The sequence below is a fragment of the Rhodopseudomonas sp. BR0M22 genome, from assembly GCF_010907035.1.
GTDB lineage: Bacteria > Pseudomonadota > Alphaproteobacteria > Rhizobiales > Xanthobacteraceae > Rhodopseudomonas.
Map to the genome: position 1 here is coordinate 1 of NZ_QUMK01000025.1, position 21,367 is coordinate 21,367.

Sequence of the window (21,367 nt, forward strand, 5' to 3'; positions counted from 1 at the left end):
CCGTCGTCGGCAGCGTCAGATGTGTATAAGGGACAGTGCCAAGCTGCAGCAATCGCCCTCGCGCTTCGTGCCGTACCGGGAAGGTCTCGCCACCTATGACGGGCCGTTTCAATGGTGCGGCACCTGGCTGCATGAAGTCGGCCAGATGGGCGAGCCGGAGATCATGCGCGACAAGCGCCGGGTGGTCGTTGACCTGCTGACGCCGCATCTGGAAGCTGCGCGAAACCTGCCACCTCGCTGATCCGGGTCAAAGCGTCCGCCACGGTCCCATCACAAGCTGTGCCGTCAGGCGGATGCCGGAGCGGATGGCGGGAGGCCGAGCGAGGACGTGATGGGTGAGCCTGATAGCGGCGGCATCGTCACCGCCAGGAACGTCGATCTGTCGAGCTGCGACCGCGAGCTGGTGCAATATCCGGAAGCGATCCAGCCGCACGGCGCAATGCTCACGGTCGACGAGCAATCCGACCGGGTGCTGCACGCGAGCGCCAATTGCGCGGCGTTCATCGGCAAGCCGCCCGAAGCGGTGATCGGCGCCCCGATCGCTTCCGTGCTCGGGCCGGGCTGGCGCGACCTGATCGGCTCGCTGCACCGGATGCCGCTCGACAGCGGACCGGTCAACATCGCGCGGGAGTCCTTCCTCGGCTCGGACCAGGGCTGGCATCTGTTCGCCCACCGCTGCGGCGGGCTGATCATTCTCGAGTTCGAGAAAGCCGAGCCGGAGGCCGCCGGAACGACATCGAACCTGTACTCCGAAGTCCGCGGCGACCTCGCCGCGCTGCAGGCGACCGAGGGCGTGCAGGCGTTCTTCGATCTTGCCGTCGAACGGATCCGCGCCTTCACCGGCTACGACCGGGTGATGGCCTATCGCTTTGCCGAAGACGGCAGCGGCCAGGTGATCGCCGAAGCGAGGCGCGACGACCTCGAACCCTATCTCGGGCTGCATTATCCCGCGACCGACATCCCGGCGCCGGCGCGGAGGCTGTTCGCACTGAGCTGGGTGCGGCACCTGCCGGATGTCGGCTACACGCCGGTGCCGCTGCTCGCCGCCAACTCACCGCTCGTCACCGGCCCGGTCGACATGAGTTTTGCGAGCCTGCGCAGCGTCTCGGTGATGTACACCGGCTATCTGAAGAACATGGGCGTGCAGTCGACGCTGGTGATGCCGCTGGTGAAGGAAGGCCGGCTGTGGGGCCTGATCTCGGCGATGCATCATGCCGCGCCGCGCCACATCTCGCATCAGATGCGGATGGCGGCGGAGTTTCTTGCGCATACGCTGTCGCTGCTGATGTCGGCCAAGGAAGACGCCGAACAGTTCGAACGGATCAGCGCCCGTAAGGCAGCCGCAGACGAACTCACCCGCCTGCTGACCAACGAGGCCGACGTCGGCGCAACGTTACGCACGTCGGGCTCGCTCGACTTGCTGAACGCACTGATCGACGCCGGCGGCATTGTGGTGCTGTCCGGCGGCGACTTAGCAACCCGCGGCGACACACCAGCCCCCGGGCCGCTGCGCGAACTGACGACCTGGCTGCTCGATCACGCCGCGCCGGTGTTCGCCACTGATCGGCTGCCGGATCTCGCCCCCGCCGCGCAAGCCGTCGCCAGCCAGGCGAGCGGTGTTTTGGCGGTACGGCCGCTGCCCGAGCAGCCACTGCTGATCGCCTGGCTGCGGCCCGAGCAGATCGAGGACGTGCAATGGGCCGGCGACCCGCGCAAGCCGGTCGAAATCAGCGAGGCGGACGGGATGCAGCGGCTGCGGCCGCGCAACTCCTTTGCGCTGTGGAAGGAGAGCGTGCAGGGCCGCGCGGTGCCGTGGCGCGACGACGACAAGGATGCCGCTACGCGGCTGGCAACCGCCATCGCCGAGATCGTCGCGACCCGCAAGGGACGGATCGAGCGGATCAACCGGGCGCTCGAAGCATCGCATTCGGAGCTCAGTCACTACACCGACGTCGCCTCCGCCGAACTCAAGGAGCATCTGCGCGGCATCCATCATCTCACCACCTCGCTGCGCCGCCGCCAGGGCGAGGCGCTCGACGAGGAAGGCCGCCAGCAGGTCGCCACCATCCTGAAACTGACGCAACGGATGGACGCGCTGGTCGATGCGCTGCTCGACCGCAGCCGGGGCGGCAGCGAAGCAGCCTCCGAGACGGTCGACCTCGACGCCGTGCTCGATGACGCCCTGGTGCCGTTCGCGCGCCGGATCGCCGAAGACCGTATCGACGTCCGCCGGCCGATGCGGCTCGGCACGGCGCAGGGCCACCGCGAATGGATCGGCGAAGTCTTCACCAATCTGATCGGCAATGCGATCCGCTACAACGACAAGTCGGAACGCTGGATCGAGATCGGCGTCGAGGCCGGTCCGCCGCCGCGCTACTATGTGCGCGACAACGGCGTCGGGATCGCCGACGCCGATCAGCAATTGATCTTCCAGATGTTTCACCGCGTCGACCAGCCGGAGCAACGGGCGGACGGTGCCGGCGCCGGCCTCGCGATGACGCGCCGGATCGTGGCGCATCACGGCGGGCGGATCTGGGTGCAGTCCCGCCCCGGCGAAGGCTCGACGTTCTACTTCACCCTCGCCCCCGAGGCGGAGCACGGCGATGCGTAGCATCGTCCGCCTCGGTCTGTCGCGGCTGCGCCCGCCGCTGATCCTGCTGGCGCTGGTGTTTACGCTGTCGACGCTCGGCCTAATGCTGATCCCGGGGATCGATGCCGATGGACGCCCGTGGCGGATGACGCTGTTCGAGGCGTTCTACTTCGTCACCTACACGGCAACGACGATCGGCTTCGGCGAACTGCCGCATCCGTTCACCGACCAACAGCGCGTCTTCGTCACCATCATCATCTATCTGTCGGTGATCGGCTGGGCGTGGCTGCTGGGTTCGCTGCTCAGCCTGGTTCAGGAGAAGGCGTTTCAGCAGGCGCTGGTCGACCGCCGGTTTCGCCGCGCGGTCGAAAAGCTCGATCAGCCGTTCTATCTGGTGTGCGGGCTCGGCGACACCGGCATGACCGTGGTGCACGCGCTGCGCCAGCTCGGTTCCCGTCTGGTCGCGATCGACAAGGACGAACGCTCGGTGCAGCAGCTCGAGATCGAGGGACTGAACGGCAAAGCGCCGGCGCTGGTCGCCGACGCCCGCTCGCCCGAAACTCTCACCGCCGCCGGCCTGATGAAGCCCGAATGCAGCGGCGTGCTGACGCTGTGCAACGACGACGAGGTCAACCTCGCGGTCGCGATCGCGGCTTCGATCCTGCGGCCGGGCCTGCCGGTGATCGGCCGCGCCGATACGCAAGCGACCGCGGCGTCGATGAGTTCGCTCGGCACGCACCGGGTGATCAATCCGTTCCGCGAGTTCGCCGAACACCTGACGCTGGCGATGCGGGCGCCGGACGTCTACCGGCTGACCGCCTGGCTGACCAGCGCACCCGGCGCCTATCTGTTTCCGAGCGCGCCGGCGCGAATGCCGGCGGCGCCCGGGCATTGGATTGTCTGCGGCTACGGCCGGTTCGGCCGCGAGGTCGTGGCCGCCGTGCAGCGCGGCGGCTTCACCGCCGCAGTGATCGACCCGGTCGGCTCACGGGTCGATGGTCGTCATGCCGTCCACGGCCGCGGCGCCGATGTTGCGGCGCTGCACGAGGCCGGCATCGGCCATGCGTCAGGTATCGTCGCGGGCACCGACGATGACGCCGAGAATCTGGCGATCGCGCTGGCGGCGCGGCGGTTGAAACCGGAAATCTTCGTGATCGCGCGGCAGAACCAGCGCGCCAGCCGGATGCTGTTCGCCAAGCTCGGCGCCGACATCACCATGGTGCCGAGCGAGATCATCGCCAATCAGTGTCTGGCCGCGCTGCGCACGCCGCTCTTGGCGGACTTCCTCGAAGCCGCACGTCACCAGGATGCGTTCTGGGCCTTCACGCTGTCGGAGCGGCTGCGCGCCGCGCTCGGCAACGAGACGCCGCAGTTCTGGAGCACGGTGCTCGACGCCGACCATGCACCGAACCTCGTGGGCAGCGACGGCGCGCCGAGACAGCCGCCGACGGTGGCCGGCCTGTGCGTCGATCCGGAGCACCACGACGCCGCGCACCCGCTGCGGCAACGTGCGATCGTGCTGCGGCTGATCCGAGGCGATACCACGATCGAGACCCCCGCAGACGAAGCCGTGCTGCAGCCAGGCGATACGCTGCTGTGCGTCGGCTCCGCAGCTGTCCGTGCAACACAGCAGCGGCGGCTCGGAGGCCGCTGAGACGCGTCAGAACGAGACGCGATGCAACGCGACGCTGTCGTGCAGCGAGAACAGCGGCCCGTCGTACATGAACGAGCACTGGTGGATGACGATACGGTCGGCCTCGACGCTGACATGGGCGTAGTCCGGCGGCTCGTGCGAACCGGGAATGTGGCCCTCGGCCACCAGATCGAACGCGACCTGATGCGCCAGCCCGCGCTGGATGTGATACGGGATGCCGCGCCACACCCCGGAAATCGGCCGGTGCAGGTGCCCCATGAACAGATAGTCCGGCGTGCGGGTGCGGGCGATCACCTCCCACTCGGCGTCCGGATTGGCGAGCCGGATCGTATCCATGTAGCGCAGCCCGGTGTCGAACGGCGGGTGATGTTGGAACAGCAGCAGCGGCCGGTCGGCGGGCGCCTCCGCCAGCGCGTGTTCGAGGAACGCCAGCCGCGCGTCGCACAACAGCCCGGAATGATCGGGCGCGGCCTCGTTCAGCGTATCCAGCGTGACGATCGTCGCCGCCTCGAACACCTGCATGGTCTGCACGAAGCCGTTCGCATCGCGCGGCACGCCGGGGAAGAATTTGGCGAAGGCCTCGCGCTTGTCGTGATTGCCCATCATCAGCATGGTCGGCGCGCGCAATCCCGCCAACACCGAAGCCAGATTGTCGTAGGCCGGCTCCTCGCCCCAATGCGCCAGATCGCCGGTGACGATCACGAACGCGATGTCGGGATGCTCGCGGTTGATCCGGGCCACCGCGGCACTGAGCCGCTCGGCGGGATCGAGCCCGTAGATGCGGCGGCCGCGGGCGACGAAATGCGTATCGGTGAGAACGACGAACTTCATCGCAGCATGGTCTCCCTGTTCCAGGCGTTGTAGTCGGGCGAGCCCTCGACCCGGACCTCGCCGGTGTAGCCGAACTCGACCATGTGAACGGTGACGTAGTCGTCGCCGAAGAACACCACGCCGTAGGATTCCGGCAGGTCGGAAGCGCTCAGCATCCGGCGCTCTGAGAACAGCGGATAGCTGGCATGGTTGGTGCCGCGCAGCGAGCTGACCGGCACGCCGGCCACCGAGCCGGCCAGCGGCAGATGGCAATGGCCGAAGAAGATATGGCGGATGCGGTCGCGATGCCGGCCGACGATCTGGCGGAACGCGCTATCGTCGAGCAGCCGGATCTGATCCATCGGGGCCAGATGCGTCGGCATCGGATTGTGATGCATGAACAGCAGGAACGGCCCGGGATGTTCGGCGAGCTGCCGGCTCAGCCACGCCCTGCGCGTCTCGCAATAGCGCCCCGCATGGGTGCCGGCCTCGGCGGTGTCGAGCAGCAGGCAGCGACCGGCCGGCGTGTCGACCACGCCCTGCGCCAGGCCGTGCTCGTCGGCATAGTCCGGAAACACGCTCAGGAACGTCTCGCGGGAATCGTGATTGCCGATGCACAGCCGCACCGGAATCGGAAACGCGTCGATCTGCGCTTTCAGCCAGCGATAGTCGTCGGCGTCGCCCCAGTCCGACAGGTCGCCGGTGATCACCATCAGCTCGGCATCGTGATGGTCGCGCAGGATATGGGTCAGCGCCCGCTCGAAATTCAGCCGTGGATTGCGTCCGCCGATCGTCGCGCCCGGCGTGGTGAGGTGGATGTCGCTGAGATGGATCAGTTTCATGGCCCGCTCCAAAACGAGACGCGACGGAGCGCAGGATGCACTCCGTCGCGAGTTTGTCCGCGCGTTACTTGGCGGCGCCGACGGTCTTCGGCAGCAGGGCCTGGACGTCGCGGCTCATGTCCGCCAGCACCGCGTCCGGCTCCTTGGCGCGCGCGCCGGAGACGATCGAGTTGAGGTGGTCCTTGATCACGTCGGTGATCTTCAGGCCGTTGTCGCCGGGGAACGCGTACCACTTGGTCAGCAGGCCGAGCTGGCTGACCGCGGTGTAGTTGTTCGGGTTCTTCTCGTAGAAGTCCTTCAGATAGACGTCGTTGGCGACCTTGTTGGGCGGCATGTAGCCGGTGGTCTCGGCCATGATCGCCGCGCCCTTCGGGCCGGTCCAGAACTTCACCACTTCCCAGGCAGCGTCGCGCTTGGCCTTGTCCTTGGCGGTGATCAGCACGACGTTGCCGCCGGCCGGCAGCCGGCCGTTCGGCTTGACCACGTCGGGGAACGCGATGGTCTTCAACGCGAACTTGCCGCCGATCATGTCGGTGGTCTTCTTCAGGTCCGAAGTCGAGGTGATGTGGATGCCGGTCTTGCCGGCCGCGAAGGTGGCGCGCATCGACGGCTGGTCGAGATTCGGCATGCCGCCTTCGGTGACCAGGCGGGCGATGGTGCGCATCGCGAACTGGCCTTCGGGGCCGTCGAACGCCACCTTGGTTTCATCGGCGTTGAGCATGGTGCCGCCGCGCGAGAACACCGGCGCCTGCCACAGCCAGTTGCCGGTGATGTCCCAGGCATAGGTGATGCCGTTGGTGTCGGGGCCGAGCGCCTTCACTTTCTTGGCCAGATCCAACAGGCCGTCCCAGGTGGTCGGCAGGTTGTTCACGTCGCCGCCGGCCTGCTTCACCAGGTCGAGATTGACGTAGACGATCGGCAGCGAGATCGCGAACGGCAGCGCATAGACTTTGCCGCTGGCGGTGCCGATGTCGTACATCGCCTGATGGAAGCCCTGCTTGTCGAAATCCTTCTCGGCCGCGATGTAGCCGTCGAGCGGCGCCGGGATATTCTTGTCGACCAGAACGCGGATGCGGTTCAGGCCCTGGAAGGTGACGTCCGGCAGCTGATTGGTCACCGCCTCGCGCAGCACCTTCTGGGTGGCCTCTTCATACGACTCGTAAGGTGCACGGAACGTCACCTTGATCTCCGGATGCACCTTGGCGAACTCTTCGGCGATCCGCTTGTGGGTCTCGGTGAACAGCTCCGGATACGGGAACTGCAGCACCACTTCGGTCTGCTGCTGGGCGTGGGCGATACCCGCAACCAGCGTCATCGCGGCTGCGGCGATCCATCTCTTCAGCATATCGGTCTCCTGTTGGGTTGGATTACTTGAGTCCGGTCAAAGTGATGCCTTCGATGAAGCGGCGCTGCGCGAGCAGGAAGGCGACGACGAGCGGGGTGATGATCACGATCGCGGCCGCCATCAGCGGGCCGTAGCTGGTGCCCGCCTCGGCGTTGCGGAAATGCGCGACCGCGAGCGGCGGCGTGTAATACTGCTGGCTGTTGAGTACGATCAGCGGCCAGAAATAATCGTTCCAATGCGCCACCACCGAGAAGATGCCGAACGCCGTGACGGCCGGGATCGCGGTCGGCAGCATCACCCGCCAGACGATCGCGAACTCCGACATCCCGTCCATCCGCGCGGCGTCGAGCAGATCGTCCGGCACGGTCATGAAGAACTGCCGCATCAGGAAGATGCCGAACACCGAGATGGTGAACGGCAACACCAGTGCCGCGTAGCTGTCGAGCGCGCCGAGCTGATACAGCAGCAGGAACACCGGGATCGCGGTCGCCTGCGGCGGGATCAGGATGCCGAACAGCACCAGCGCGAACAGCGCCTTGCGCCCGAGGAAGCGCAGCTTGGCGAGCGCATAGGCGGCCGGCAGTGCGACCAGCACCTGGCAGGTGAAGATCGCCACCGTGACGATCACGCCGTTGAGCAGGAAGCGGCCGAGATCGGCCTTGCCGAACGCGATGCGCAGATTGTCCCACAGCGCGAAATGATGCGGGATCAGATGAAGGTCGCTGGAATAAATCTCGTCCGGCGGCTTGGAGGCCGTCGACAGCATCCAGACGAACGGCGCCAGCATCAGCACGGCTCCACACATCAGAGCGGCGTGGCGGAGGCTGGAGCGGATCAGGCTTCGTCGCGCGGCGCTCATGCGTAGTGCACCTGCTTGGCGGCGAGCCGCGACTTCACCAGGGTCAGCAACAACACGAGGCCGAGGAACACCACGGTCACGGCGGCGGCATAGCCGGAGCGGAAGAACTCGAAGCCTTCCATGTACATGGTGTGGATCAGCACTTCGGTGGATTTCGACGGGCCGCCCTTGGTGAGGACGTGCACGGTGTCGAACACCTGGAACGAGCGGATGCCGGTGATCACCACCACGAACAGCGTCACCGGCCCGAGCATCGGCCACGTCACCAGCCGGAACCGCGACCACGCACTCGCCGCGCCGTCGATCTCGGCGGCGTCATAGAGATGCTTGGGGATCGACATCAGCCCGGCGAGGAACAGCACCATGTTGAAGCCGACCGCCTGCCAGATTCCGATCACGCACAGCGCGTACAGCGCGGTGCCGCGATCCTGCAGCCACGGATGCGGCGCGAGGCCGACCATCTTGATCAGCCCGTTCACCAGACCGAACTGCGGATGCAGCATGAACTCCCACACGATCGCCATCGCGATCAGGGTCGCCATCACCGGCAGGAAGTAGATGGTGCGATAGAAGGCACGGAGATGCGTGCCGCTCTCGATCAGCATCGCCACGCCGAGGCCGAGGGCGACCGAGCCCGGCACCACGATCACCGCATAGGTCAGCGTATTGGTCAGCGAGATCCAGAACACCCGATCGGCGAACAGCTGCTGGTAATTGGCAAGGCCGATCCAGGCGAACGACGGTGCGCCGAGCTGATAATCGGTGAACGACAGCGCGATGACGCCGGCGAGCGGCCCCAGCAGCATCAACAGCATCAGCGTGAACGCCGGTGCGACCAGACCGTAGGCGACGGTGCTGCGACTACGGCGACGCGGTTTGGCCGACGCGCGCGCCTTGGGCAGCGCATCGAGATCGCGCAGCGAGACGACAGTGTCAGACATCGCGACCTCAGACATGAGCCACCTCGCGGATCATCTCGACCGAGGCTTCGGTGCGGATCGCAATCCGCTTACCGGCGGCATCGAACAGCCGGATCGCCTCGGGCGCAAAGCCGAACCGCTGGGTGCTGCCGATCGCCGGCAGCCGCAGCGGATCGTCGAGCCGGATCACCACCGGATCGGTCAGCCCGTCGCAGCCGAGATGCACGAAGGCTTCGGCGCCCATGTTCTCGACGTGCACGACGACGCCGGACAGATCGCCGCCGCCGAGGCTCAGACGCTCCGGCCGGATCGCAACACGGCAGGGACCGGTGCTCGCCGCGGCGCGGGCCGCCAGCACGCGATCGAGCATCACGATGCGGCCGTCGGCCTGCACCGCACCCGGCAGCACGTTGATCTTGGGGCTGCCGATGAATTCGGCGACGCGGATATCGCGCGGATTGTCATAGACATCGCTCGGCGTGCCGACCTGAACCAGCTCGCCGCCGATCATCACGGCGATCCGGCCGGACATCGTCATCGCCTCGGCCTGATCGTGCGTGACGTAGACGAAAGTCGCTTTGAGCCGGCGATGCAGCTGAGCGATTTCGGCGCGCATATGCACGCGGAGTTTGGCGTCGAGATTGGACAGCGGCTCGTCGAACAGGAAGCCGACCGGCTCGCGCACCAAAGCGCGTCCGACCGCAACCCGCTGGCGCTGGCCACCTGACAGCTGCCCTGGCTTGCGCGTCAGCAGCGGCGAGATTTCGAGCTGCGACGCGACGCGCTCGACATCGGCGCGGATGCCGCGCTCGACGCGGTAGCGGTTCGGCAGCAGCCGGCCCAGCAGTGGCGCCCGCTCCAGCGCCGACAGCCGCTTCATCCGCAGCGGCACCGCGATGTTGTCGAACACCGATAGATGCGGATACAGCGCGTAGGATTGAAACACCATCGCGAGATTGCGCGCGCTCGGCCGGACGTGATCGACCGCAACGCCGCCGATCTTCACCTCGCCGGAGCTCTGCGGCTCCAAGCCGGCGATCACCCGCAGCAGTGTCGACTTGCCGCATCCGCTCGGGCCGACCAGCGACACGAACTCACCGTCGTGGATCGACAGATCGACGCCCTTGAGGACTTCGGTGTCGCCGAACGATTTGCGGATCGCGCTGAGCTCGATCTTCGCCATCACCTGTCCCCTGGCCTCGTTGCAATGCGGCACAGGGTTAAGGGCAGCGTCTGACAGTCACATAACGGTCAGCAGCTTGGCTTATGACCCTCACCAGGTTTCCTGGTGATACGGAGCAGCGAGCGCAATGGCTCTGACGTCGGCGCGGGTGCGCGCCGTCAACGCCGTTTTCGATGCCGGCAGCTTTGCAGCCGCGGCGCGGCGGATCGGCGTGACGCAATCGGCGGTGGCACAATCGGTGCGCGAACTCGAAGGTGAGTTCGGCGTGACGCTGTTCGAGCGCCATGGCGCCAATCTGATTCCGACCTCGCTGTGCCGGCAACTCTACGGTGCCACCAGCCGGATGCAGGCGGTGGAGACCGATGCGCTGTCGATCCTGTCGCAACGCGAGGAGCTGGCCGGCGGCGAACTGCGCGTCGGGCTCGGCAACTCGATGCCCGGCATGGCGCTGATCGCAACCTTCAAGCAGATGTACCCCAAGGTGCAGGTCGCGATCGAAATCGGAAGCTGGTCGGCGATCGTCGCCGCCGTGGTCGATCAGCGCGTCGATATCGGCGTGCTACCGGACGTGCCGGCCGACCGGCGCTTCCGCCGCGAGATCTGCTTGGAGCAGCGCGTCGTAGCGCTATGCCATCCGACCCATCCGCTGAAGAAGAAACCGCAGGTGACGATCGCCGAGCTGATGCGCTATCCGCTGGTGTTCCGCACCCGCGATTCTTCAACACAGCGCGCCGTCGATCGCGCATTCCGCACTGCCGGCCTGCGTCCGGTCCCGTCGATCGTGGTCAACACCCGCGAGGGCATGCTGGAGGCGGTCGCCAACCATCTCGGCGTCGGCTTCATGTGGGAGCACGGCTCCAGCCGGGTCGACCGCATCGCCAAGGTGCCGATCGCCGAACTCGACGCCGAAGCCCCGGAGTGCATCTTCGCGCTGGCCGGCAAGAAAGGGCGGCTGGTCGAGCTGTTCTTCCTCGCGAGCGGCGCGCACTCGCCGCCGCGCGGATAGCCGGGAAGGAAAGCGATAATCGTTGCGACCCGCTGCGGTCGGCCCGGCTCGGTAACCGGCGCCTAGACGGTCGGCACCTAAAACAGCTCGAAGTCGCAATCGCTCGCGGCGGGCGCCTGCTGCCTGGTGGTGATCCCGAACGGCAGCAGGAACGTGCGATGCACATCGCGCTCCCGCTCCATCGTGTAGCGAGCGTAAAGCTCATCGAGCACGGCTTCGTCGTGATCGCCGAAAGTGGGGCGGCCCAGATCACCGCCCGCCTCTTCGAGACTATGTGCCACCGTCGGCAGCGCCGACGCGCTGGATCCCAGCGACGTCATCTGCTCGCGGGCGCCGTTCATCACCGCATCGAACTTGGCGCCTTCGTCGATCAGGCGGCCGATCAGTCCGCCGAGCCGGTCGTTACCGGCCTCGACGTCGTGCAGCGTATGGAGAATGGCGGTCTCCATGCTGGTCAGATTGGTCTGGTCGCTGTTGGCGCGCGACTTCCGCAGATCGTCGCCGACCTTGCCGATCTCCTCCAGGAGTGGCCGCAGCCGGATCGCCGCGCCGGTCATCTGATCCGCGGTCAGCTTCATCTCGTGCGCGATCACCACGAAGGCGCGGCCCTTGACGCCGAGATGGCCGGCGCGCAGCCCGGCGTTCATGCCGATCAGCGAGATGTCGACCACGGAGTCGGACAGGTTGGCGATCGCGTCGCGAAACTTCTCCAGCGTGCTTTCGACCACGCTCAAGGCTTCGTCGATCGAGCGTCCGCCATCCTCGCACATCGCGATCAGGTTCGACGCCTGGGCCAAAGTCTGCCGCACCCGCGACAGGAACGAAGCGGACCCGCCCTCGCGGCCGCCGTGCAACGAGCGGCCCTTCTCGACCAGCGTGGCGACCTCGGCGAGAATCGTCGACAGCGCCCGGACGATGTCGGCGATGCCAGCGTCGAACTCCTGCTGGGCGTCCTGCAACTGTGCGGCTTCGAGATTGACCAGCAGCCGGGGCAACGGCTGGACTTCGACGATGTCCGGCACCAGCGTCGGCTCCGGATCAGCGGCGCGCCGCAGCCCTTCGCAGACGTGCTCGAGCCGCTGACGGGTGCTGTCGCCGGCCTGCAGCGACACGATCGATCGTCCGACCGCCTCACTGATGGTTCGCGCGCTGCTGCCCGCCAGTTCGGCAACGCCGACGCTGTCGCTGCGCTGCCGGCCGAGATCGGAGAACGCCGACATCAGTTCGCCGCCGGAAGCGCCGAGCTGCGGCCGATAGCGCCGTTCGAACTCGCTCTGATGGCCCCAGGTGGTTTCCACCGCGGCGGCGAGCAACTGCTGATCCCTGACGCAGGCTTCGATCGACGATTGCACCGTTCTGCCGAGATCGTAGGCCTCACGGGTGAAGGCGATGAAGCCCTCGCGGTCACCTTCGAGCGAGGCCGACTCGATCCTGGCGCTGCGGGCGATGGTGGTGATCATCTCGACATGCTTGAGGAGCTGCTTCAGCAAAGTCCCCGCTTCGGCGACATTGCCGCGAAGCTGGTCGAGCAGCGCACTTTCGGCCGGCAGCGTGTCGGCGAGACTTTTCAGCCGGCCGGCGATGTCGCGCAGCGCACCCGATGCGCCCTCGATCTGCGCGGACGAGAGTTCGCGGGCGAGGTCGGTCAGCGCCTCGTTGAGCCCCTGGAAGATGCCGTGACCTTCGCCGAGCTGGCCGCCGACCTGAGCGAAAGTGGTCTCGATCCGGGACGCGACCAGTTCGATCGACGCAACGGCGTCGGCGATCGGATGTTTCAATGAGGACACGCGATCAATCCGCCGAGGCTGGTTGCTGCGCTTGTTGCCAAGCCATGATCTCGCGCGGAATCTGGTTCAACGGCACCACCTTCTCGACCGCCCCGCAGGCGATCGCTTCCTTCGGCATGCCGAACACCACGCAGCTCTCTTCGTCCTGCGCGCAGGTGTAGGCGCCGAGCTTACGCATCTCGAGCAGGCCGCGCGCGCCGTCGTCGCCCATGCCGGTCATGATGATGCCGAGTGCATTGGCGCCGGCATATTGGGCGGCGGAGCGAAACAGAACGTCCGCCGACGGCCGATGCCGCGACACCGGCGGGCCGTCCTTGATGGCGATCTGATAGCGCAGGCCGCTGCGGACCAGCAGCATGTGGCGGGCGCCCGGCGCGATATAGGCCCAGCCGGGCAGCACCGGATCGCCATCCTCGGCTTCCTTCACATTGATCCGGCATCCGGCGTTGAGCCGCTTGGCGAACGCCGCGGTGAATCCCTGCGGCATGTGCTGAACGATCAGGATGCCGGGACAATTCGGCGGCAGCACTTCCAGCACGTCGTAGAGCGCCTCGGTGCCGCCGGTCGACACGCCGATGCACACGATCCGCTCGGTGGTCGGGCGCGAGCGGCCGGCCACCGGCGGCGGGATGATGGCGTCCGCCGTCAGCTTCTGCTCGATCACCTTGCGTGCCGCGCGCGGACGGACCCGGGCGCGTGCGGCGGACTTGATCGCCTCGCGCAGCCGGCCGGAACTCTCCATCAGCGCCTGCCGGGTATCGACCCGTGGCTTGGGCACGATATCGACGGCGCCGGCCTCGAACGCCTCGAACATCAGGTCCGAGCCCTCGGGCGTCAGCGACGAGCAGATCACCACCGGAATCGGATGCTGCGCCATGATCTTGCGCAGAAACGTAATGCCGTCCATCCGCGGCATCTCGATGTCGAGCAGGATGACATCGGGCAACTCGTTCTGCAGCCGCTTCGCTGCGACGAAGGGGTCGGACGCGGTGCCGATCACCTCGATCTCGGGATCTTCGCCGAGGATGCTACCAAGGACCTGTCGCACCGAGGCGGAGTCGTCGACGATGAGGACCCTGACCTTCTGCTTCGGCATCTGATGCGCTCCAATCATCCCTAGAGTTTAAAGACGGTTGGTTGAACCTGCCTTAACTTCGGCAGAGCGCTGTGAATCATCGACTCGGAGTGGCCGACCAGCAGATAGCCGCCCGGCCGCAGATGCGAGCATAATTGCTCGACCACTTTGCGCTGAGTCTCGCGATCGAAATAGATCAGGACGTTACGACAGAAAATGATGTCGACATCGCGGTCCACCGGATAGGACGAATCCATCAGGTTCATCCGCGAGAAGTTCGTCAGGCGGCGCAGCTCCGGCACCACCCGCACCTCTTGCCTGGCTCGGTCCCGCGAGGTCAGGAAGTAACGCTCGATGAACGGCGCCGGCACAGGCGCGATCACGTCGCGATTGTAGATCGCGGCCGTCGCGACGCGCAGCACCGCGGTCGAGATATCGGTTCCGAGGATCCGAAACTGAAACCGGCGGCCGGCCTGCACCATGTCGTCCAGCACCATGGCGATGGTGTAGGCCTCCATGCCGGTCGAACACGCAGAGCTCCAGATCTTCAGATCGTTGGATTTGCGGTCGGGCAGCTTGAGAAGCTCCGGTACAGCCACCGTTCTGAGAAATTCGAAGTGCTGCGGCTCACGGAAAAAGTCGGTCTTGTTGGTGGTGACGACATCGATCAGATGCGTCAGCTCTTCGTCGAGCACCGCTTTGTCGAACAGGTTGTCGACATATTCGCTGACGCCCGAATAGTTCAGCGCCCGCACGCGCTTGTGGAGACGCCCCTCCAGCATCAGACGCTTGGCGGTCGGCATCTTGATGCCGACCTGCCCTTCGATCAGCTCAGCCAGCGAACGAAACTGCCTGTCCGACAATTGACGATTAGCTTGGACCATAGGGGATACTCGAACTATCGGTCCAACGACCGCTCGTCTCGCAACGTGCAACCAGTGCCGTCGATGGCGCGACGGCCATCCGGCGCGTGGGGAAGGTGAACGCCCGGTCGGGGCGTTCACCTTTGTCAGGTTCGGACCGGCGGGCGCACTGTCCCGCCTTCCGCCTTCCGCTCAGCGCTGGAAGTCGGCGTCGCGGTCGTCTTCGCCGTCACCCAGCGCGAAGGCGAAGCCACCGCCGCCAGCGGCTTTGAGCTGACGCTGCGGCTTCACAGCCGGCTGCTTCTTAGGGCCGCGATCGACGGCTGCCATGTGGGCGGCCTTGGCGCGAAGCTGCGTGACCGCCTTGTCGAGCGGAGCGCTGTGCGACATGGACGCGCCCTGCTCGATGCGGAAGAACGCGATGGTCGACTGCAGTTGCTCGGCCTGCGAGGCAAGCTCTTCGGAGGTCGAGGAGACCTGCTCGGAGGCGCTGGCGTTCTGCTGGCCGACCTTGTCGAGCTGCTGGATCGCCTGGTTGATCTGCGACGACCCGACGTCCTGTTCGCGGCAGGCCGACGAGATTTCCTGCACCAGCTCGGAGGTCTTCTTGATGTCCGGCACCAGCTTCGCGAGCATGTCGCCGGCTTCCTGCGCGACCCGCACGGTTTCGCCGGAGAGTTCGCCGATCTCGGTGGCGGACGCCTGGCTGCGTTCGGCGAGCTTGCGGACTTCCGAGGCGACCACCGCGAAGCCCTTGCCGTGCTCGCCGGCGCGGGCCGCTTCGACCGCGGCGTTGAGCGCCAGAAGATCGGTCTGCCGTGCGATCTCCTGCACGATGGTGATCTTCTCGGCGATCGTCTGCATCGCCTGAACCGCACGGCCCACCGCGGTGCCGCTGGCCTCGGCGTCCTTGGCGGACTGCGCGGCGATCTTTTCGGTCTGGCTGGCGTTCTCGGCGTTCTGCTTGATGTTGGCAGCCATCTCTTCCATCGACGAGGAGGCTTCCTCGGCCGACGACGCCTGCTCGGTGGCACCCTGCGAGAGCTGCTCGGCACTGGCCGAGAGTTCCTGGCTGCCGGCGGAGACGTTCTGAGCCGCGGTGAGCGCTTCCGACACGATCTGACGCAGCTTCTCGACCATCTGCTCCAGCGCGATGCCGAGCGTGTCCTTCTCGGACAGCCGCTTGGCCTCGATGGTGAGATTGCCGCGGGCGATCTCGTCGGCCACGCCGGCGGTGGCATTGAGGTTGGCGGTCATCGCGTTCAGCGACTTCACCAGATCGCCGATTTCGTCGTTGCTCGAGACATCGATCTTCTGGCTGAGATCGCCGATCGCCACGGCGTCGGCAAGGCCCACCGCACGGGCGAGGCCGCGGCTGATGTTGAGCGCGATCCAGAAGGCCGAAGCGACCGCCGCGAGCAGCGACGCGATCACGATGCTGATCAGCAGCAGCTTGGCGCTGGCAGCGTCGGCCGCCGCCTGCTCGCTCATTTCAGCCATCGCCTTCTTTACATAGTTCACATAGTCGGTCGTCGCCTGGATCGCGGCATTCGTGGCCGCAACGCCTTCGGTCGACGCGAGCGCCGCGGCGCGGATATTGCCGCCTTCCTTCACGATGTCGGACACCCGGCCGGCGATCTTGACGACGCGTTCGGCCTGGCCGACGATCGCCGACGACGACAGTCCTGCGGCGGACAGCGCGGTGACACTCTGCTGCGCGTCCGAGCGCAACCGGTCGGTCGCGTCCCCCAATGCCTTGATGGTGGAGGCGAGATCCTCGAGAGTGGATGCGTAAAACGAGAAACCGAGGTTCTTTTGAACGGCCTCACCTTCGGCACGAAGTGACAGGACCGAGATCAGCGCATTCGCACGCTCCGCCGACACCGGCAGCTTACGAGCCTCGGCCAGCGTGGTGTTGATCGCCTCATTCCAATCCTTGACGATCGGCGCGCCTTCTGAGGCCCAGAGCTGAGCGCCCCGGTTGTTGGAATTGAGCATCGCGAACTTGATGATCTGATCCTCGGTCGCCTCCAGTCGTTCATAGGAGGCGGAGAACTTCTCCATCAGCCGCTTGCCGGCCTCGGTGGCCGACGCCGTGATCTCGTCGCGGGTCCGAATAGCATCCTTACGATACTGCTTCACCTCGTCGGTGACCTTCCGCAGTTCGGAATCGGTCGAGGCGATGATGACGTCCCGCTGGGCGCGGGCTTGGTAGAGGATCTGGTTCTGCAATTCGCCGGCCTTGTCGATCCGCGCCGAGCGTTGCACCAGCCCTTCGGACGTTTCAGCGAGGTGCGTCAGCTTGACGTAGGCGATTCCGCCGGTGATGGCGGACAGCAGGATCACGACGCCGAAGGCGCCGGCCAGCTTTGCTTTGACAGTCAGTCTCATTTCGAGATTCCTTGAGGTCGAAGATTTGGGCCAAACTCACGCAACAACAGATCCGGACCTGGCGGCTCACGCCGCCAGGTCGTTCGACGGGTTCGCGGCAGCGTCGGCGGACACGTCGGTGCCGGCCATCAGGCGCGCCAGATCGAAGATGATGACGAAGCGATCGCCTTTGCGACCGATGCCGGCGATGTAGTCCGACTTCCACTTGCCGCCGACGTCGGGGATCTGCTCGAGCGAGCTCTCCTCGATATCGGTCACTTCGTAGACACAGTCGGCGACGAAGCCGATGCCGACGACGCGGCCGGCGACCGGCACGTCGAGAATGATGATCCGGGTCGCCTCGGTGGGCGGCACTGGCGGCAGATCGAGCTTCAGCCGCAGATCGAGGATCGGATAGCCGGTGCCGCGCACGTCGATCATGCCCAGCATGAATTCGGGCGCATGCGGCAGCCGCGAGATCGGCCGCATGTCGAGGATTTCACGCACGTTGCGGATCGCCATGCCGAACGTCTCGCCGGCAAGTCCGAGCGTCAGATATTGCGCCGTTTCGGCCATGTCTTCCTCACTTCAGCGTAGGTTGGCGGCAGGCACTGCCGGATGTCGGGCCGAGGGCGTTCAATTCAGAATCCGTTCCATGTTCGGGACGACCACGAACTCGTCGCGCCACTTGGTGATGAAGCGGATGTATTCCGGCCTCCAATGCATGCCGACGCGGGGCGTCTGCTGCACGTCTGTGCGAGAAATCTCGGTGACCTCGTAGACGCGATCGGCACTGACGCCGACCAGCACCGGCTCGTTGTCGATGCGGACTTCGATCACCACGATGCGGCTGTCGGCGGTGTGGCTCAGCACAGGCATGCCGAAGCGGATGCGCAGATCCGCGAACGGGATGACGTTGCCCCGGACGTTGATCACGCCGGGCACGAACGCCTTGGCGCCGGCGACCTTGGTGGCCGGAATCGGATCGATGATTTCGCGGACCGTCCCGGCGTCGAGCGCGAACTTCTCGTCGCCGAGCCCGATCATCACCACCTGCATCGCGTCGGCATCGCCGTCGGCTGCGCTTCGAACTCTGTCGCTATTCATCAGGCTGCCTCGCTCATCTGCTTCTCCGCCTGCGCCTGGGCGAGGGCGACGAGCTGCACCACGTCGAGGATCAGCGCGGCGGTCCCGTCACCCAGGATGGTGGCGCCGGAGAAAATCGTGACGTTGGAGTGCAGCTTCGACAGCGACTTGATCACGGTCTGGTGGTTGCCGATGATCTGATCGGCCACCAAGCCGACGCGGGTCTCGCCGGTCGAAATGATGATCGTCTTCTGGTGCTGATCCGGCTCGCCGTCGGCATCGAAGACGTCGCGCAGGCGCAGGAACGGCACGAGATTGCCGCGGACGTTCAGGAAGTTTCGGCTGCGCGAGCGTTCGTCCTCGGCGGTGAGTTCGACGCACTCTTCCACCGCGGACAGGGGAATGATGTAACGGCCGCTGCCGACACGGATCAGCAGACCTTCGATGATCGCCAGCGTCAGCGGCAGGCGCAGCGTGATGGTGGTGCTCTCGCCGGTCACGGTGGAGAGATCGATCGAGCCGCGCATGTTTTCGATGGTGCGCTTGACCACATCCATGCCGACGCCGCGCCCCGACAGAGCCGAGATGGTCTGTGCGGTCGAGAAGCCGGGGTGGAACAGGAACTGATGGATCTCCTGGTCGGTCGCCGAAGCGCCCGGAGCGATCAGGCCCTGTTCTTCGGCCTTGGCGCGGATCCGTGCGGTGTTCAGACCGCCGCCATTGTCCTTCACGGTCACGAGGACCTGCGCGCCGGCGTGCACGGCGGCGAGTTCGATCCGGCCCTGCTCCGGCTTGCCGGCGGCGGCCCGCGCGGCCGGCGGCTCGATGCCGTGATCGATCGCGTTGCGGATCAGATGGACGAGCGGATCAGCCAGGCACTCGATCATCGTCTTGTCGAGCTCGGTATCCTCGCCCGAAGTGACGAACTCGACCGGCTTGCTGAGGTCGCGCGACAGGTCGTGCACCAGGCGGCGGAAGCGGCCGAACAGCGAGCCGATCGGGACCATCCGGGCCCCCATGGTGGTGTCGCGCAGGCTGGAGGCCAGACGCTCGATCTCCTCGGCGATCAGCTTGATCGAAATGTCGTTGCCGGAGGCCGCAAGCTGGCTCAGACGCGCCTGCGCGATCACCAGTTCGCCGACCCGGTCCATCAATTCGTCGAGCCGCTCGGCCTGAACCCGGACAGTGGCGATGCCGCGATCGTCGGCGCGGCGCGGCTCGCCGCTGCGACGCTCCACCGCCGGCGCGGCGGCCGCGGCCGGCTGCGGCGCAGGCGTTGTCGGCTCGGCAACCTGCGGCGGCTCGGGCGGCACAATCGAGACCTCGGGCAGGTCGAGCATCGGCACCGGCTGCGGAGCCTCGCCCTCGAACAGCGGCTCCAGAACGAGCTGCATCTCGTCCACAACGAACATGAAGACGTCGTCGATCGCGGCCTTGTCGCAGTCCGAATGCAGCGAGACGTCCCACTTCAGATAGCAATCCTCGGGCACCAGTTCGTCGAGGAACGGGATGCCGTCGGTCAGCGGCGTCGCGAAGCAGGAGCCGAGCTTGCTGAGGTCGTCGAGCAGATCCAGCGGATTGGATCCGTTGCGCAGGATCTGGGCGTCGAATTCGAAGCGCAGATGCCAACCGACCTGGCGGCGCTCCGACATCGGAGTCGAGGCCGGCGATGAAACGGGCGACGACACCGCGGCTTCGACGGCTTCGGCGGGCGAAACGAACCGGCTGAGATCGGCCAGGATCGCGTCGCCGATGATCGTGTCGGTCTCGTCGGGCGTTTCGATCAGTGCGCGGATGTAATCCTTGGCGGCGAGCGCGACCGAAACCAGATCCTGCGTCGGCTTGATCTCACCCTTGCGGACGCGCTCGAACGCGGTCTCGAATTCGTGGGTGAAGCTGGCGACCTTGTCGAACCCGAACATCGCGCCCGACCCTTTGATGGTGTGTAGGGCGCGGAAAGCGGAATCGACCAGCTCGCGGTCGTCGGGGTTCTGGCCGAGATCGAGCAGCGCCGCTTCCAGCACTTCGAACAGCTCGGCCGCCTCTTGGCGAAAGACTGCTGCCGGATCGATCGTGGTCATGACCGCACCAGCTTGCTCACCACGGAAAGCAGTTGCTCCGGCTTGAACGGCTTGGTGATCCAGCCGGTGGCGCCGCAGCTCTTGGCCTCCTGCTTGACCGCGTCATTGGACTCGGTGGTGAGGAACACGATCGGCAGGCCGACCAGGTTGGGCTGCTTGCGCAGCGCCTTGATCAGCTCGAGGCCGTTCATCACCGGCATATTGAGGTCGGTGATGACGAGGTCGACCTTGGTGGCCTGCGCCTTCGACAGGCCCTGGGCGCCGTCGCCGGCTTCGAGGACGCTGTGGCCGGCCGGCTCGAGCGTCACCTTGATCATTTGGCGAATGCTGGGCGAATCGTCGACGGTCAGGATCGTGGCCATTGCGAGCCACCTTTCTTCTGCGGGAAATGCTGGTCGATCATCGCGCCGTCGGTGAAGCCGGCGCGCTCAATGGTGTTACGGAGGACTTCGGAGAGCTCGGTCAGCACCACCGGGCGCCCTTGGGCCGCCCCGGTCTTCGCAGTCGAAAGCAGGAGCTGGATCGAGGTGAGGTCGGCTCGATTGACTTCCGAACAGTCGATCTCGAGCGCTCCCAGGCGACCGAGCGCTTCCTGAATGCTCTCGTGAATACTTCGGATAGACGAGATACTACAATCGGAAGGCAGCCGAAGCGCGCCTCCCGCTTCGGTGGGTTCTAACGTCATTGCACGCCCCAGCCGCGAGGCGACTCGCGGTCGCCGCACGATTACTTTGTCGATACCGCTGAACGTGACGCGCAATTATTAATTTAGTGTACTACACCGCTGGTGCGCAAAGCCCCGAGGCGCCAACGCATGGCTCAAACGTCGACACTACGGATAACTACTAGGTAATTCCCCGTTCGGCTATTTGATCAAACGATACACAGGCGGCAGA

The 21,367-nt window shown here is 65.9% G+C and carries 18 protein-coding genes and 1 pseudogene; 4 read left to right on the top strand and 15 right to left on the bottom strand.

The annotated features are described in order from the left end of the window. The 3 genes and pseudogenes from DY468_RS10220 to DY468_RS10230 all read left to right on the top strand — a co-directional run. A pseudogene (locus DY468_RS10220) lies at nucleotides 1–241 on the top strand (hypothetical protein); the annotation flags it as partial. Between the two features lie 90 nt (nucleotides 242–331). After that, nucleotides 332–2,611: an ATP-binding protein gene (locus tag DY468_RS10225; RefSeq protein ID WP_164604709.1), complete on the top strand. Its 2,280-nt coding sequence runs from the start codon at nucleotides 332–334 to the stop codon at nucleotides 2,609–2,611. Continuing rightward, nucleotides 2,604–4,244, top strand: coding sequence for a potassium channel family protein (locus DY468_RS10230; RefSeq protein ID WP_164604710.1), 1,641 nt, complete (start codon nucleotides 2,604–2,606; stop codon nucleotides 4,242–4,244). Before DY468_RS10225 ends, DY468_RS10230 begins: the two co-directional genes overlap by 8 nt. A 6-nt stretch (nucleotides 4,245–4,250) precedes the next feature. Here DY468_RS10230 and DY468_RS10235 read toward each other — a convergent pair whose 3' ends face one another. The 6 genes from DY468_RS10235 to DY468_RS10260 all read right to left on the bottom strand — a co-directional run bounded on the left by DY468_RS10235 (nucleotide 4,251) and on the right by DY468_RS10260 (nucleotide 10,203). After that, nucleotides 4,251–5,075, bottom strand: a complete 825-nt coding sequence (locus DY468_RS10235) for a phosphodiesterase (RefSeq protein WP_164604711.1) — start codon at nucleotides 5,073–5,075, stop codon at nucleotides 4,251–4,253. Continuing rightward, on the bottom strand, nucleotides 5,072–5,896 hold the full coding sequence (locus DY468_RS10240) for a phosphodiesterase (RefSeq protein WP_164604712.1): 825 nt from the start codon (nucleotides 5,894–5,896) through the stop codon (nucleotides 5,072–5,074). Before DY468_RS10240 ends, DY468_RS10235 begins: the two co-directional genes overlap by 4 nt. A 64-nt stretch (nucleotides 5,897–5,960) precedes the next feature. Further along, nucleotides 5,961–7,241 carry an ABC transporter substrate-binding protein gene (locus DY468_RS10245; RefSeq protein ID WP_164604713.1) on the bottom strand — a complete coding sequence of 427 codons (1,281 nt, stop codon included), beginning with the start codon at nucleotides 7,239–7,241 and terminating at the stop codon, nucleotides 5,961–5,963. A gap of 22 nt (nucleotides 7,242–7,263) precedes the next feature. Continuing rightward, nucleotides 7,264–8,100 (bottom strand): carbohydrate ABC transporter permease, encoded by an 837-nt coding sequence (locus DY468_RS10250; protein WP_164604714.1) that lies wholly within the window; start codon nucleotides 8,098–8,100, stop codon nucleotides 7,264–7,266. Beyond that, nucleotides 8,097–9,041 carry a carbohydrate ABC transporter permease gene (locus DY468_RS10255; protein WP_502706219.1) on the bottom strand — a complete coding sequence of 315 codons (945 nt, stop codon included), beginning with the start codon at nucleotides 9,039–9,041 and terminating at the stop codon, nucleotides 8,097–8,099. Before DY468_RS10255 ends, DY468_RS10250 begins: the two co-directional genes overlap by 4 nt. A 7-nt stretch (nucleotides 9,042–9,048) precedes the next feature. Then, complete coding sequence (locus tag DY468_RS10260; protein ID WP_164604716.1) at nucleotides 9,049–10,203, bottom strand: ABC transporter ATP-binding protein; 1,155 nt, start codon at nucleotides 10,201–10,203, stop codon at nucleotides 9,049–9,051. 127 nt (nucleotides 10,204–10,330) lie between these two features. Here DY468_RS10260 and DY468_RS10265 point away from each other — a divergent pair, with 127 nt between their 5' ends. Then, nucleotides 10,331–11,209, top strand: a complete 879-nt coding sequence (locus DY468_RS10265; protein WP_164604717.1) for a LysR family transcriptional regulator — start codon at nucleotides 10,331–10,333, stop codon at nucleotides 11,207–11,209. Between the two features lie 77 nt (nucleotides 11,210–11,286). Here DY468_RS10265 and DY468_RS10270 read toward each other — a convergent pair whose 3' ends face one another. The 9 genes from DY468_RS10270 to DY468_RS10310 all read right to left on the bottom strand — a co-directional run bounded on the left by DY468_RS10270 (nucleotide 11,287) and on the right by DY468_RS10310 (nucleotide 21,156). After that, entirely contained in the window at nucleotides 11,287–12,996 is a 1,710-nt protein-coding gene (locus DY468_RS10270) for a methyl-accepting chemotaxis protein (protein WP_164604718.1), read from the bottom strand. Between the two features lie 4 nt (nucleotides 12,997–13,000). Further along, entirely contained in the window at nucleotides 13,001–14,092 is a 1,092-nt protein-coding gene (locus DY468_RS10275; protein WP_164604719.1) for a protein-glutamate methylesterase/protein-glutamine glutaminase, read from the bottom strand. Nucleotides 14,093–14,112: 20 nt separating this feature from the next. Continuing rightward, a complete protein-coding gene (locus tag DY468_RS10280) occupies nucleotides 14,113–14,955 on the bottom strand; it encodes a CheR family methyltransferase (protein ID WP_164604720.1) in 843 nt (280 codons plus the stop codon). A gap of 171 nt (nucleotides 14,956–15,126) precedes the next feature. Then, nucleotides 15,127–17,325, bottom strand: coding sequence for a HAMP domain-containing methyl-accepting chemotaxis protein (locus DY468_RS10285; RefSeq protein WP_164604721.1), 2,199 nt, complete (start codon nucleotides 17,323–17,325; stop codon nucleotides 15,127–15,129). A gap of 66 nt (nucleotides 17,326–17,391) precedes the next feature. Further along, on the bottom strand, nucleotides 17,392–17,880 hold the full coding sequence (locus DY468_RS10290; RefSeq protein ID WP_164604722.1) for a chemotaxis protein CheW: 489 nt from the start codon (nucleotides 17,878–17,880) through the stop codon (nucleotides 17,392–17,394). Nucleotides 17,881–17,940: 60 nt separating this feature from the next. Next, nucleotides 17,941–18,411 (bottom strand): chemotaxis protein CheW, encoded by a 471-nt coding sequence (locus DY468_RS10295; protein WP_164604723.1) that lies wholly within the window; start codon nucleotides 18,409–18,411, stop codon nucleotides 17,941–17,943. Continuing rightward, complete coding sequence (locus DY468_RS10300) at nucleotides 18,411–20,471, bottom strand: chemotaxis protein CheA (protein WP_164604724.1); 2,061 nt, start codon at nucleotides 20,469–20,471, stop codon at nucleotides 18,411–18,413. The genes DY468_RS10295 and DY468_RS10300 overlap by 1 nt, the downstream gene beginning before the upstream one ends. Continuing rightward, nucleotides 20,468–20,833 carry a response regulator gene (locus DY468_RS10305; RefSeq protein ID WP_110786846.1) on the bottom strand — a complete coding sequence of 122 codons (366 nt, stop codon included), beginning with the start codon at nucleotides 20,831–20,833 and terminating at the stop codon, nucleotides 20,468–20,470. The genes DY468_RS10300 and DY468_RS10305 overlap by 4 nt, the downstream gene beginning before the upstream one ends. Beyond that, nucleotides 20,818–21,156 carry an STAS domain-containing protein gene (locus tag DY468_RS10310; protein ID WP_164604760.1) on the bottom strand — a complete coding sequence of 113 codons (339 nt, stop codon included), beginning with the start codon at nucleotides 21,154–21,156 and terminating at the stop codon, nucleotides 20,818–20,820. The genes DY468_RS10305 and DY468_RS10310 overlap by 16 nt, the downstream gene beginning before the upstream one ends. Nucleotides 21,157–21,367 lie beyond the last annotated feature (211 nt).

What these genes read in the sequence shown, in the direction of transcription:
- DY468_RS10230 (WP_164604710.1), top strand. Translation starts at nt 2,604, where the DNA reads ATGCGTAGCATCGTCCGCCTCGGTCTGTCGCGGCTGCGCCCGCCGCTG.
- DY468_RS10305 (WP_110786846.1), bottom strand. Translation starts at nt 20,833, where the DNA reads ATGGCCACGATCCTGACCGTCGACGATTCGCCCAGCATTCGCCAAATG.
- DY468_RS10310 (WP_164604760.1), bottom strand. Translation starts at nt 21,156, where the DNA reads ATGACGTTAGAACCCACCGAAGCGGGAGGCGCGCTTCGGCTGCCTTCC.
- DY468_RS10295 (WP_164604723.1), bottom strand. Translation starts at nt 18,411, where the DNA reads ATGAATAGCGACAGAGTTCGAAGCGCAGCCGACGGCGATGCCGACGCG.
- DY468_RS10300 (WP_164604724.1), bottom strand. Translation starts at nt 20,471, where the DNA reads ATGACCACGATCGATCCGGCAGCAGTCTTTCGCCAAGAGGCGGCCGAG.
- DY468_RS10285 (WP_164604721.1), bottom strand. Translation starts at nt 17,325, where the DNA reads ATGAGACTGACTGTCAAAGCAAAGCTGGCCGGCGCCTTCGGCGTCGTG.
- DY468_RS10265 (WP_164604717.1), top strand. Translation starts at nt 10,331, where the DNA reads ATGGCTCTGACGTCGGCGCGGGTGCGCGCCGTCAACGCCGTTTTCGAT.
- DY468_RS10240 (WP_164604712.1), bottom strand. Translation starts at nt 5,896, where the DNA reads ATGAAACTGATCCATCTCAGCGACATCCACCTCACCACGCCGGGCGCG.
- DY468_RS10225 (WP_164604709.1), top strand. Translation starts at nt 332, where the DNA reads ATGGGTGAGCCTGATAGCGGCGGCATCGTCACCGCCAGGAACGTCGAT.
- DY468_RS10250 (WP_164604714.1), bottom strand. Translation starts at nt 8,100, where the DNA reads ATGAGCGCCGCGCGACGAAGCCTGATCCGCTCCAGCCTCCGCCACGCC.
- DY468_RS10275 (WP_164604719.1), bottom strand. Translation starts at nt 14,092, where the DNA reads ATGCCGAAGCAGAAGGTCAGGGTCCTCATCGTCGACGACTCCGCCTCG.
- DY468_RS10260 (WP_164604716.1), bottom strand. Translation starts at nt 10,203, where the DNA reads ATGGCGAAGATCGAGCTCAGCGCGATCCGCAAATCGTTCGGCGACACC.
- DY468_RS10235 (WP_164604711.1), bottom strand. Translation starts at nt 5,075, where the DNA reads ATGAAGTTCGTCGTTCTCACCGATACGCATTTCGTCGCCCGCGGCCGC.
- DY468_RS10255 (WP_502706219.1), bottom strand. Translation starts at nt 9,041, where the DNA reads ATGTCTGACACTGTCGTCTCGCTGCGCGATCTCGATGCGCTGCCCAAG.
- DY468_RS10280 (WP_164604720.1), bottom strand. Translation starts at nt 14,955, where the DNA reads ATGGTCCAAGCTAATCGTCAATTGTCGGACAGGCAGTTTCGTTCGCTG.
- DY468_RS10245 (WP_164604713.1), bottom strand. Translation starts at nt 7,241, where the DNA reads ATGCTGAAGAGATGGATCGCCGCAGCCGCGATGACGCTGGTTGCGGGT.
- DY468_RS10290 (WP_164604722.1), bottom strand. Translation starts at nt 17,880, where the DNA reads ATGGCCGAAACGGCGCAATATCTGACGCTCGGACTTGCCGGCGAGACG.